The 12,649-nt window shown below is 41.9% G+C and carries 10 protein-coding genes; all 10 read left to right on the top strand.

Annotated features, from left to right (window positions below; genetic code table 11):
* Positions 1–190: 190 nt before the first annotated feature.
* The 10 genes from GQR89_RS11100 (at position 191) to GQR89_RS11055 (ending at position 12,641) form a co-directional block, all read left to right on the top strand.
* Positions 191–658, top strand: coding sequence for a cytochrome c (locus tag GQR89_RS11100; protein ID WP_158770112.1), 468 nt, complete (start codon positions 191–193; stop codon positions 656–658).
* 259 nt (positions 659–917) lie between these two features.
* On the top strand, positions 918–1,382 hold the full coding sequence (locus GQR89_RS11095) for a GAF domain-containing protein (RefSeq protein ID WP_158770111.1): 465 nt from the start codon (positions 918–920) through the stop codon (positions 1,380–1,382).
* Positions 1,379–1,666, top strand: coding sequence for a hypothetical protein (locus GQR89_RS11090; RefSeq protein ID WP_158770110.1), 288 nt, complete (start codon positions 1,379–1,381; stop codon positions 1,664–1,666). Before GQR89_RS11095 ends, GQR89_RS11090 begins: the two co-directional genes overlap by 4 nt.
* Before the next feature lie 21 nt (positions 1,667–1,687).
* Positions 1,688–2,338, top strand: coding sequence for an RNA chaperone ProQ (gene proQ / locus GQR89_RS11085; protein WP_158770109.1), 651 nt, complete (start codon positions 1,688–1,690; stop codon positions 2,336–2,338).
* Between the two features lie 4 nt (positions 2,339–2,342).
* Positions 2,343–4,382: a carboxy terminal-processing peptidase gene (prc, locus tag GQR89_RS11080; RefSeq protein ID WP_158770108.1), complete on the top strand. Its 2,040-nt coding sequence runs from the start codon at positions 2,343–2,345 to the stop codon at positions 4,380–4,382.
* A gap of 194 nt (positions 4,383–4,576) precedes the next feature.
* Positions 4,577–5,923, top strand: coding sequence for a sodium-dependent transporter (locus tag GQR89_RS11075; protein ID WP_158770107.1), 1,347 nt, complete (start codon positions 4,577–4,579; stop codon positions 5,921–5,923).
* A gap of 2 nt (positions 5,924–5,925) precedes the next feature.
* The gene (gene nhaC, locus GQR89_RS11070) at positions 5,926–7,443 is read left to right on the top strand and encodes a Na+/H+ antiporter NhaC (RefSeq protein ID WP_158770106.1); all 1,518 of its coding nucleotides are present in this window, start codon (positions 5,926–5,928) and stop codon (positions 7,441–7,443) included.
* Between the two features lie 105 nt (positions 7,444–7,548).
* Positions 7,549–10,173 (top strand): aminopeptidase N, encoded by a 2,625-nt coding sequence (gene pepN, locus GQR89_RS11065; protein WP_158770105.1) that lies wholly within the window; start codon positions 7,549–7,551, stop codon positions 10,171–10,173.
* The gene (locus GQR89_RS11060; protein WP_006993987.1) at positions 10,173–10,394 is read left to right on the top strand and encodes a DUF2835 family protein; all 222 of its coding nucleotides are present in this window, start codon (positions 10,173–10,175) and stop codon (positions 10,392–10,394) included. The genes pepN and GQR89_RS11060 overlap by 1 nt, the downstream gene beginning before the upstream one ends.
* A 180-nt stretch (positions 10,395–10,574) precedes the next feature.
* Entirely contained in the window at positions 10,575–12,641 is a 2,067-nt protein-coding gene (locus GQR89_RS11055; protein WP_158770104.1) for a DUF1302 domain-containing protein, read from the top strand.
* Positions 12,642–12,649: the final 8 nt, after the last annotated feature.

Genomic DNA, 12,649 nt, shown 5'->3' with positions numbered 1-12,649 from the left:
AGTGTAAGTTGTTCGTCTAATTTGCTAGCCTATTATTGCTACATTTGATGGATTAACGTGAAATATTTCAACGACCTATGATGTTCAATTGTATCAAGCAGGTAGGTATTCAACGGGCTTTGTTTATTACTTCGACATGGTTCACTTAATTTCACTCAATAAACTTAGACACCAATAATCGCGAGGGACTATGAAAAAACTATTAGTAAGTGCATTAGCCAGTACAATTTTGTTAACGGGTGGCGTTGTTGCTCAAGAAGCGAACTCAGAAAAACAAGCTAAAAGCGCAGTACAATTTAGACAGGCTATATTACAATTGGTACGCAGTAATGTAGGTGCGTTAGGTGCAATGGCAAAAGGTGCGATACCAATGGATGCCCAAACGATTGAAACCAATGCTACGCGTATAGAACAATTGTCGTTAATGATGGACGACTACTTTGCGCTAGACACGTCTTCATTTGATGTTGAAACAGAAGCATTACCAAAAATATGGCAAAATCGCGCGGATTTCGCGACTAAAGTTGACGCGCTTACTGATGCATCAGTAAATTTGAAAACTTTAGCCATGAAAGGCGACGAAAGTGCCTATAAAGATGCCATTGGTGGTGTTTTGCGTTCTTGCAAAGGTTGTCACGATACTTACAAAGCAGAGTAATTGTTCGTCACTCAATGGTTACAAGGCGCCTAGGCGCCTTTTTTATTCGCTGAATAACGTATCTATTTAGTAACATATTGAGTTGTTAAGAGGGCTGATGGCACCTCTAATTTGTACTTAATGTGACCAATTGGGTTAAATTTTCGATTAAAGACAAAAAGATCGGTAATTTTCTTTATATTTTAACTTGATCCAGTTAACTTGAGCGCCATATCCAGCCGTAACTATCCATTTCACTTTATATATTGGTGTTTAAAACGTGACGTTAAGCAAAATTGACCTGTACAAAGAGGTCACCCAACAAGCACAGGCATTGATGGCTGGCGAAAAAGATCTGATTGCTAATCTAGCAAATTTAAGTGCACTTATGTATATGCGTTTGCCTGAGTTAAATTGGGCTGGATTTTATTTATTAAAAGACCAAGAGTTGGTATTAGGGCCATTTCAAGGTAAGCCTGCATGTATTCGTATTCCGCTCGGGCGTGGCGTTTGTGGCACAGCTGCGCAAACTGGCGTTGCCCAATGTATTCAAGATGTACATGCGTTTGACGGGCATATTGCCTGTGATGCTGAATCGAACGCTGAAGCCGTATTACCTGTATATCAAAACACTAAAATATTAGGTGTTATGGATTTAGACAGTCCTCAAATAGGTCGATTTGATCAAGATGATATGATCGGCCTACAAAACTTGGTCAATATATTGCAGGACGCAATAGCATGAAATGCTCGATAGATATTCATGTAACACTTGCTACCCGAGATGATATGGATTTTTGGGAAGATAATGCAGAAGAAGCAACGGACCGCTTTAATTCACTGTTGCATCAATTATATGACAGGGCAGACGAAGATATTGACACCGTCAGTTTAGAAAATATGATTCAATATATATGGGAAAACTGGCGTAACGATAGTCATTTACTTGACATAGACGATGATGATTTATTCGAATGGGTTGACCAACTATTGTCAACTTGGGATGATGAACATCAAGAACCTCGCTAACAACACTAACTAGAATATTTAATGGATAATCCTCAAAAGTTTTCAAACAGTAAAGAAGTCATCAATTTTTTAAGTGAGTCATTTCCAGCATGCTTTAGCGTGACGGGTGATGCAAAACCTTTAAAAATTGGCATTTTTCAAGATTTAGCTGCGCGCTTAGAAGAAGATGAGCGAGTTAGCAAAACCTTGCTAAGGTCATCTCTTAGACACTATACAAATAGCTGGCGTTATTTGCACAGTGTTAAAGAAGGTGCTTTCAGAGTCGATTTAGATGGGAAGGAAGCCGCGCCTATTGAAAAAGAACATTCTGATCATGCGCAAGCTCAATTAGAAGAGAGCAAAGCTAAGGTAGCTGAAAAGCGCAAAGCGCAGAATGCAGCTAAGCCCGCAGCTAAGAAAAGTTACAAACCCAAGTCGGTGCCGGCATTTAAATCCTCGCCCAAGGGAACTAATCAGGATAATGTGAAGCCCAAAGCTAAACTACCACCTCCTGAAAAGCTTTCGGTTGAGCAAATTGTTGCAGGCACTTCTGTTACCGTAAAAATAGGTAAATCACCTATGCCTGCTACAATTACAGATGTCAGCAAAGACGGCATTCAAGTTCAACTTGATACAGGTATGGTGGTAAAGGTTCAAGTAGATAATTTGAGGTTGGCCCGTTCTAAGAGGTAGTTTAATGATAAATTCAATTCGCGTTTGTGCGGTTTCAGCACTTTTTGCATTTAGTACAGTAGCCCTTGCGGTTAACCATGCAGAAAGTGTTGACGAAATTCCTGTTCTTAAACAGGAGTCGCAACATGCGGTGTCGGTAAAACGCATATCGTCTAATTTTTTACGTTCGCATTATAAGCAGATTACGTTAGACGATGCGCTATCAGAGAAAGTCTTCGATCGGTATATGCGTTCTCTTGATAGTAGCCGAAATGTATTTTTGGATGCTGATGTGCAGAAGTTTAAAGTTGAGCAAGATCATTTCGATGAAGCTATTGAAATGGGTGACTTAGACATTGCTTATCAAATTTTTCAATTAAACATGCAGCGTCGAATTGAACGTTATGAATATGCTTTAACCTTGCTTGACAAAGAGTTCAATTTTGAAAAAGCCGGTGACACATTCACATTCGATCGTGAAGATGCAGCTTGGCCTAAAAATACCGCTGAACTCGATGAATTATGGCGCCAGCGTGTTAAGTATGACGCATTGAATTTGAAGTTGGCTGATAAAGAATGGCCGAAAATTCAAGAGTTGTTGACTAAACGTTATGAGCGTGCGATTAAGCGTTTAAAGCAAACCACCAGTGAAGACGTGTTTCAAACACTGATGAACTCGTTTGCGCGTAGCATCGAAGCTCACACCAGTTACTTGTCTCCGCAGAACGCTGAGCGCTTCCAAATGGAAATGAACTTGTCGTTTGAAGGCATTGGTGCGGTACTGCTTAGTGAAGACGACTTTACGACTATTCGTAGTGTTGTTCCCGGCGGTCCCGCGGATCTTTCAAAAAAGATTAAACCCGAAGATAAGATTGTAGGTGTTGCTCAAGACGATGACGATTTTGTTGACGTGGTGGGTTGGCGTTTAGATGAAGTGGTTGAGCTTATCAAAGGGCCAAAGGGCAGTGTGGTTCGGTTGCAAATTCAAAAAGGTGACTCAGAAAGCACAGTACCGGAAGTCGTTAGCTTGACGCGTGATAAAATTAAACTGGAAGATAGAGCTGCAAAATCTGAAGTTTATGTGCCAGAAAGTGGCCCGAATAAAGGTGAAAAGCTTGGCGTAATAACAATCCCATCTTTTTATAACAAGCTCAGTAACGATGTGCGTAAAGAGTTAGAAAGCCTTAAAGAACAAAAAGTAGAAGGCATCATCGTCGATTTACGTGGGAACGGCGGCGGTTCATTAACTGAAGCGACGTTGTTAACGGGCTTATTTATTGATAAAGGCCCAGTAGTACAAATCCGCGATGGAGCAGGACGCATACGGGTTGAGCAAGATGTTGACGGCGTAACGTATTACGACGGTCCACTTACGGTCTTAGTTGACCGATATAGCGCTTCGGCTTCTGAGATTTTTGCCGCCGCTTTACAAGATTACAGTAGAGCGCTTATATTAGGTGAGCAAACATTTGGTAAGGGCACAGTGCAACAGCACCGCGGATTAGGCCGGATTTATGATTTGTACGAAAATCCATTAGGTAGTGTGCAGTTCACTATTGCTAAGTTTTACCGAATTGATGGTGGCAGTACACAACATCAAGGTGTTGTGCCGGATGTATTATTCCCTTCCGCTATCGATCCAAAGGATTGGGGCGAAAGCCAAGAAGAAAATGCATTACCTTGGGACAGTGTTAAACGCGCAAGGTACTCTACTTTTGGCGATACGTCTCAAGCCGCTAAGCAGTTAAGCGAATTGCATGAGAAGCGTGTCAAGTCGGATCCTGAATTTGGCTATATTTTTGAAGATATTGCGCAATATAAGAGTAAGGAAAATGATAAGACCCTTTCTTTGGTTGAGTCTGAGCGCATTAAAGAGCGTGAAGAACGTGATGCAAAACGCTTAAAAAGAGCCAATGAGCGTCTTGTTCGTCACGGACTTGAGCCAGTAAAAAGCTTAGATGATTTACCCGAAGACCAACCGGAAATTGATCCTTTTCTAGATGAAGCGGCGAATATTACCTACGATCTACTAGGTACAGGTAAGTACGCAATTCAATCCAAATAAGTACTAACGCATAATAAAGGGCTGGGAAATCTAGCCCTTTTTTGTTGGTGATACTTTTCTAATAGCATGGTGTTGTTCAAACCGATAAACTAACGATATAAAATGCATCAACCCACCCACGGGAATTCTCAATCATGGGAGTTGATGAAAGATAACAAACCTCATAAAAACTAAAATAATGATAAAGGTGATTGATGAGTGCACGTGGAGAGTTTTCATCTCGTATAGGCTTTGTATTAGCCGCAGCAGGTTCAGCGGTTGGTCTAGGTAATATTTGGGGGTTTCCTACCCAGGTAGCCAGTAATGGTGGCGCGGCGTTTGTATTGGTTTATGTACTATTGGCTTTTGTTTTAGCCTATCCCGTATTAATGGCTGAACTGATTATCGGGCGTGCAACACGCTCTAATATGGTCGATGCGCTAGGCAAAATATCCAACAGTAATATTGGTCGCGCAACCGGAGTTTGGGGGTTTGTTACAGTCTCTATGATCCTCGCCTTCTATGCGATTGTCGCAGGGTGGATGATTAGTTATTTCTTTGAATCAGCCACACAATTAGTCGGATGGGACAGCGCATCTCAGTGGCTAACTGACTCATCCATGTCTCGTAGTCTGATTTTTTGTGGCGTGTTTATAGCCTTGACGGCCTCTATTGTTGTGGGCGGCGTCAGTAATGGCATTGAGCGCTGGTCTGTTCGTCTAATGCCTACTTTGATTCTGATTATTTTATTACTCATTGCTTATGTGAGTACACTTGATGGCGCGATAGATGGATGGAAAGCTTATTTGATACCTGATTTTAGCGCCATTTTGAACGCTGATTTATTGATTAGCGCTATGGGACAGGCTTTTTTCTCTATGTCGCTGGGCGTTGGCACAATGTTGGTGTATGGCTCTTATGTTAGTAAAAATGAGAACCTACCTGTATTGGGGGCATCAGTAGCTTTAGTGGACATTGGCGTGGCCATTTTGGCGGGCATGCTTATTATCCCTGCAATGTACGTGGCAGCGAACAATGGTGTTCAGATTTTCTCTGATAGTGGAGCGCTAATTGCTGGTGATAGTCTAATTTTTACGGTACTTCCTGCTTTGTTTGAAACTATGGGGATGATCGGCTATGTGGTTGCGTTCGCGTTCTTCGCTTTAATGGTTATTGCTGCGTTAACGTCTTCTATTTCCATGCTAGAAGTGCCTGTTGCTTACGTCGTAGAAAGCAAAGGTTTAGCCCGTAAAAAAGCGGTGTGGGTTATAGCGCTTATTATTTTCGTGATGAGCAGTATCATTATTATCAATTTCGATCAGTTATTTGGCTTGGTCATCTCTATCACCACGCAGTATAGTCAACCGTTGCTTGGTTTAGCACTGAGTATTTTTGTTGGCTGGGTATGGAAACGAGATCAAATTCTCGCTGAAATTAAGCAGGGTAACGCTCAAGCTGAACACAGTTTGTTCTGGAAAATTTGGCCGTGGTATCTGAAGTTTGTATGCCCGATTATTATCCTTTTTATGTTTATTCGTTCACTTAATATTTTGGATTTGTAGTTATGGAAAATGAAACGATAAAACAGAAAAAAGTCCCCAGTTTATTGGATGCGTTGATCCCACTTGGTGTATTGGTCACGTTATTAAGTACATCAGTTTATCTTTTTTCAGATAATTCATCCTTTGGACCGAATCAAATTGCCTTGCTGTTTTCTATGGGCGTAGCGGCGATTATAGGATTGAAAAACGGCTATACTTGGGCTGAAATTGAAAAGGGTATAGTGAAAGGTATTTCGCTTTCTCTAGGTGCGATATTAATTTTGTTTGCTGTGGGTGCATTAATTGGTTCCTGGATGTTGTCGGGCACTGTACCCACACTTATCTATTTTGGACTGGAATTACTGAACCCATCATTTTTCTATGCCGCAACGTGCCTGATTTGTGCGATTGTCGCTATGAGTATTGGCAGCTCTTGGACAACAGCCGCTACAGTGGGTGTCGCATTAATGGGCGTTGCTTCAGGTATGGGTATGTCTGATGCTATTACCGCTGGTGCCGTGATATCTGGTGCGTATTTTGGCGACAAAATTTCTCCCTTATCCGAAACCACTAACTTAGCGCCGGCTGTGGCGGGAACTGAATTATTTGAACATATTCGATACATGCTATGGACTACGATTCCAAGCTTTGTCATAGCGTTAATTCTCTTTACTATACTTGGCTTTTCAGCAGCTGAGCAAGAAACCTCAAGTAATATTGCACAGATGCAGGCGTTGTTAGCGCAAGAGTTTAATATTAGCTGGGTAATGCTTGTTCCTTTAATTGTGCTCTTAACGTTAGCCATCAAAAAAATGCCGGCATTTCCAGCTGTTGCGATTGGGGCATTACTGGGTGCGATTTGGGCCGTATTATTTCAGCCGGATGTGATTCAAAATATGCTGCAAGAAGATCAGCAAGGTGCATTGGGTGTGGCAGCTGTTGTATGGACATCACTTTTTGATGGAGTGGTGTTTAACACCGCCGATGAAAATCTAAATTCGCTACTCAGCAGAGGCGGCATGTCGAGTATGCTCAATACCATCTGGTTGATTATTTGTGCTATGAGTTTCGGCGCAGTGTTAGAAAGTACAGGTTTATTAAAAGCGGTAGTGGCTTTATTTTTACGTGGCGCTCACTCTGCTGGTAGCATGATAAGTCGTACTATTTTGACGTGCATCGGCACTAATATCATTACAGCTGACCAGTATATTTCTATTGTTATGCCTGGGCGCATGTACAAAGAAGAGTATGCTAAACGTGGCTTGCATCAACTGAACCTATCACGCAGTTTAGAAGACGGAGGTACGATTACTTCTCCTCTTATTCCTTGGAATACCTGTGGTGCGTATATGCAAGGTGTCTTGCTTGTTCATCCTTTTGACTACTTTATATACACTTTTTTCAACCTAATTAATCCTGTGTTAGCAGTTATTTATGCGTATCTAGGGGTTAAAATATTACGTATTCCCATTCCTGAAGTAGTGATTGAAGTAGGCGATGAAGAAGTTGCTGTTATCGAGTCACCTCAGGCAAAACTTTAAATAACACGCTATGTCTGGCGTAGTTTAATTTGTTTATTGCATCATATAGGCAAAAAAGCAGATTAAATGGCGCCATATGTTATTAGCTTATATTAAGAGGATTCTATGTCGGTTTTATCTCCTGTTGCGAAAAAACGCAGCGATTATCTCGTTCCCGATTTCTTAATTCACCATGTGGATATGGTATTCCATCTAGACGTAGAGCAGACCCGAGTGGTCACTACATGTTTATTTACCCGTAATGGACAGCATCAGCGCCCACTTGTGCTAGATGGCGAGAGTCTACAGCTTATTAGTGTTTTGCTTAACGATAAAACCATAAGTGATTACGTGGTGACTGATGAACAACTGACGCTTAATATCAGCGAAAACGAATTTACTTTATGTATCGAAACGCAGATTAATCCGCAGGAGAACAAAACGCTAGAAGGATTGTATTTTTCTGCTGGGGCTTACTGTACGCAATGCGAAGCCGAAGGTTTCCGTAAGATAACCTATTTTCTCGACCGGCCTGACGTACTCGCTAAATACGATGTGACTATTTTTGCCGATAAGACCCGCTATCCTCATTTATTATCGAATGGTAATCAAATTGACAGAGGCGAGTTAGATGATGGCCGCCATTGGGTTAAGTGGCAGGATCCATTCAATAAACCCAGCTATCTCTTTGCTTTGGTAGCAGGTGACTTTGATTTACTTACCGACAGCTTTATTACCCAAAGTGGACGCAATGTTGCCCTTGAGTTGTATGTCGACAAAGGCGCGCTTGATAAAGGTCACCACGCACTGGCATCTCTCAAAAAAGCCATGGCATGGGACGAACAGGTTTTCGGCTTAGAATACGATTTAGACATTTACATGGTTGTCGCTGTGGATTTCTTCAATATGGGAGCCATGGAAAATAAAGGTCTGAACGTCTTTAACAGTAAATTTGTGCTGGCGGATGCTGAGTCAGCTACCGATGATGATTTTTTTAATATTGAAGCTGTCATCGGGCACGAGTATTTCCATAATTGGACCGGCAATAGGGTTACGTGTCGAGATTGGTTTCAGCTAAGTTTGAAAGAAGGATTGACGGTATTTCGTGACCAACAATTTAGCGCCGATATGTCTTCGCCTGTGTTTAATCGCATCAAAAATGTGCAGATCATACGTGAACATCAATTTGCTGAAGATGCGAGTGCAATGGCGCATCCTATTCGTCCGGAAGAAGTAATAGAAATGAATAATTTCTATACCGTGACCGTATACGATAAAGGTGCAGAAGTTATTCGCATGATGCATACCTTACTTGGCGTAGATGGTTTTAGAAAAGGCATGGATTTGTATTTTGCTCGATTCGATGGCCAAGCAGTTACCTGTGATGACTTTGTTCAAGCTATGGAAGACGCCACGAAAGTAGATTTGACGCAGTTCAGACTATGGTATAGCCAGTCAGGTACACCTAAAGTCACCGTAACCGATAGCTTTAATGCTGAAACGGGCTGCTATATATTGCGCTTTGAACAAACAACTCCACCTACAGCCGATCAAAAAAATAAAGACAATCTACATATTCCGTTCAAATTTGAATTGTTAGACGAGCAGGGCGCTAGTATCCGCGATGATTCAGTTCCTGAACTTAGCGCTAATATGATTGAGTTAACCAAGAAAACTCATGAGGTAGTACTTAATGGCTTAAGTACTAAGCCAACACCGTCGTTGCTGCATAATTTCAGCGCACCCGTTAAGGTTGATTACGCATACAGTCATCAGCAACTGAGTAACATTATTCTACACTCAAGTGATGATTTTGCTCGCTGGGATGCCAGTCAAAGTCTGTATAGTCGTTGTATCCATAATTTAGCCACCACCCCCGATGCACCCGATGATGAATTGCTCGATAGTATGCTTGATGCAGTGGACGGTATGTTTGACGTTGCAGACGCCAACCCAGCCTTGGCGGCCGCAATGCTAAGCCTGCCAAGCTTTGAAACGCTTAGTCAGCAAGTCGATCAGATACAGGTTGAATCGCTATATTATGCTCAGCGTAGCGTGCGAAATTTAATCGCCAGTTCGTTAGGCGAAAAATGGTTAGCCCTTTATCAAAAGCAGGCTCGAGTGCCTTATCAGTATGTTGCCGACGATGTTGATAGCAGGCGGTTACGTAACTTAAGTTTGAGTTATTTAGTACAGGCAGGTCAGCCACAGTCACGTAAGTTATTGCTAGAACAGTTTATTAACGCGGATAATATGACTGATAGCCTAGGGGCGTTAAAAGCTGCTCAGTATGGTGAAATTGCACAGTTTGATGATTTAATGGAGCAGTTTGAGTCACGTTGGCGACATGATCCGCTAGTTCTTGATAAATGGTTTGCTTTACATGCGAATACGGAACGAAACGATATACTTGCGCGCTTACCGTTATTATTAAGCCATGAAAAGTTCAGCATAGATAACCCTAACAGAGTGCGCTCTGTACTGGGTAGTTTCGCGTTTTATAACGTGCTTGGTTTTCATGCCCTCGATGGCAGCGGCTATAAATTTTTGGCTGATTATATCCTTAAGCTTAATAGCGTAAACCCACAAGTGGCAGCGCGCATTATTACACCGCTGACTCAATGGCAGAAGTTTGATGAAAAACGCCAAGAGCTTATGCGTTATCAGTTAGCCCGTATTGCTGATTGCAAAGAGTTAAGTAAAGATTTAATCGAAAAAGTCAGCAAGAGTCTCAATTACACATCTCACTAATGCAAACTTTATATTTTCGTTTAGCGCTCAGTTATGAGCGCTGTGAACCCCTCTATCTTACTAGCACGCAAAACGTTATCGTACTTGCCGATAATGGCAAGCGCGTGCAATTACCCGCCAAAAACTTACGCCCTTTCATACAACATAACGGTATCCATGGCCGATTTCGTTTAATTATCACTGATACTAATAAGATAAGTAGTCTAGAAAAAATAGTCTAAATGGTTTATTTTTTATACAATCAATTCTACAACTAACTGAAATAAAAGGCTTTGTACTATTAAATACTGGTACGATTAGTCCTTGCTATCGGAGCGTTTTGGTGTAATCATTTTGTTAAATTTGAGTGGTTTAATTGAATGTTATGTTAGCACTTCGTGCTAATGATTAGGGAGGTAAGGATGAGTCGTGAAGTCTTCGGGTTTAAAAAGTCGCCTATAGCATTAGGCATAATGGGCCTTGTGGGCGCAGCATTGATACCAGCGCAAGCCGCTAATTGGAGTGATGGCGATTGGTCAGTGACCTTTGACTCAAATTTTTCTTTGGGAACCAGTATTCGTGTAGAAGAACGCGACTTCTCGCGTGTAGGCAACAGTAACGGTGTACAATTTGATTGGTCGGGTTACAACCCTGCAACGAATCCAATATACAGCTCTGCTGACGTATGGGCTTTGGGTACAGGTGGTTATTCGACCAATGGCGATTTGGGCACACTAAATTATGAAAAAGGTAACCCTTTTTCAACCCTGTTTAAAGGTGTTCATGAGCTAGATATTCAATATAAAAACATGGGCGTTTTTATGCGCGGCATGTATTTTTATGATTTTGAAATGAAAGACAGCTCACGTGATTGGCAAAATCCAATTACTGGCACCACGCAAGATCCTTGCGCATCGTCAACTGCCAGTGATGAGTTGTGTTCAGATGTTCGTTTATTAGATGCGTATTTTTACACTGATTTCTATCTTGGTGATATGCCCGTTACATTCCGCGTGGGTAATCAGGTTGTCAGTTGGGGCGAAAGTACGTTTATCCAGCATGGCATTAATTCAACCAACCCAGTGGATGTATCTCGTGCACAAGCACCAGGGGCAGAATTAAAAGAAGTCTTTATTCCCGTGGGAATGGCGTTCGCTCAATTTGGATTAACCGAAAACCTCAGTTTATCCATGTACTATCAATACGAGTGGGAGCGTAGCCGTTTACCACAAGCGGGCAGTTATTTCGCTACCAATGATTTTGCCGGTGAAGGTGGTCAAGCGCAAAATATCCAATTGGGCTTCAGTGGTAACCCTGATATTGATTTAGATTTTTTATTATCAAGTCTTAATGGTTTGGGAGATGCACTCAAATCAGGGGCTGATCCATCAGCTATCGGCGCTGCATATTTAGCTTATCCAACAAAAGTAGCTGTACGTGGTTTCAGTGACAGAGCCCACGAAGATGCGGACGATCAAGGTCAATACGGTATTAAGATTGGTTATTACGCTGAGGCGTTAAACGAAACTGAATTTAACTTTTACATGATTAACTATCATAGCCAACGACCGCTAATCGCCGGTTTAACGTCTGATTTTACTGCAGAAGGTATTGGTGCTGATTTAGCTATGTTAGCCACTACTGAAATCACTAAAGAAAACGTTACGGATCTTAAAGCCTTCACCAAAACGAGCTTTGTGTACCCTGAAGATCTTAAGCTTTACGGATTCAGCTTCAACACCAATGTGGGTACAACGGCATTAGCGGGTGAAATTGCTTATCGCGTTGATGAGCCACTTCAGCTTGATGATGTTGAATTATTGTACGCAGCTATGCCTCAACAATTAGCGATTGCGGGTTTACGCCCTGATTTCGCTGGAATTTCCCAGCTTGATGGTTATCAAGGTTTTACCACTGGGCCAGGTGAAACGGCAAAGGGTTACCTAGAGTCAGACACGCTTCAAATGCAAGTAACAGCCACACATATCTTTGGCCCTGCGCTGGGTACAGATAATTTGGTGGTATTAGGTGAAGTAGGGTATGTGAGTATTCAAGACTTCCCAGATCCTAATGTTATTCGTTTGAATGGTCCGGGTTCAGTGCGCACGCCGTCGCTAGCACCAACAGCAGATGGAAGTTCACGTGAAGGGTTGCATGTTGGTCTATCCAATGGGCCAGAAACAAACCCGTTCCCGACGTCTAGCGCGTGGGGATATCGTTTACTTGCTAATGCATCGTTCAACAATGTTTTCGCTGGTATTAACTTACAAGCAAGAGCCACGTTTGCTCATGATGTAAATGGTATTACACCGGATCCTTTGTTCCTATTTATTGAAGATAGAAAATCAGCCAGTGCATCTTTAACATTTGATTATCTAAGCAAATGGTCGGCTACGGCATCGTACAACGCGTTCTGGGGTGGTCAAGGTACAACCAATGCTCTTTCAGACCGTGATTTCGTTTCTTTTAACATCAAGTATTCTATCTAAGGAGCCAT

The sequence above is a fragment of the Paraglaciecola sp. L1A13 genome, from assembly GCF_009796745.1.
GTDB lineage: Bacteria > Pseudomonadota > Gammaproteobacteria > Enterobacterales > Alteromonadaceae > Paraglaciecola.
This window is presented reverse-complemented; position numbering and strand designations above follow the sequence as displayed.

Excerpts from the sequence above, each read along its gene's own strand:
- GQR89_RS11100 (WP_158770112.1), top strand. The coding sequence starts at position 191 with ATGAAAAAACTATTAGTAAGTGCATTAGCCAGTACAATTTTGTTAACG.
- GQR89_RS11090 (WP_158770110.1), top strand. The coding sequence starts at position 1,379 with ATGAAATGCTCGATAGATATTCATGTAACACTTGCTACCCGAGATGAT.
- proQ (WP_158770109.1), top strand. The coding sequence starts at position 1,688 with ATGGATAATCCTCAAAAGTTTTCAAACAGTAAAGAAGTCATCAATTTT.
- prc (WP_158770108.1), top strand. The coding sequence starts at position 2,343 with ATGATAAATTCAATTCGCGTTTGTGCGGTTTCAGCACTTTTTGCATTT.
- GQR89_RS11075 (WP_158770107.1), top strand. The coding sequence starts at position 4,577 with ATGAGTGCACGTGGAGAGTTTTCATCTCGTATAGGCTTTGTATTAGCC.
- nhaC (WP_158770106.1), top strand. The coding sequence starts at position 5,926 with ATGGAAAATGAAACGATAAAACAGAAAAAAGTCCCCAGTTTATTGGAT.
- pepN (WP_158770105.1), top strand. The coding sequence starts at position 7,549 with ATGTCGGTTTTATCTCCTGTTGCGAAAAAACGCAGCGATTATCTCGTT.
- GQR89_RS11060 (WP_006993987.1), top strand. The coding sequence starts at position 10,173 with ATGCAAACTTTATATTTTCGTTTAGCGCTCAGTTATGAGCGCTGTGAA.
- GQR89_RS11055 (WP_158770104.1), top strand. The coding sequence starts at position 10,575 with ATGAGTCGTGAAGTCTTCGGGTTTAAAAAGTCGCCTATAGCATTAGGC.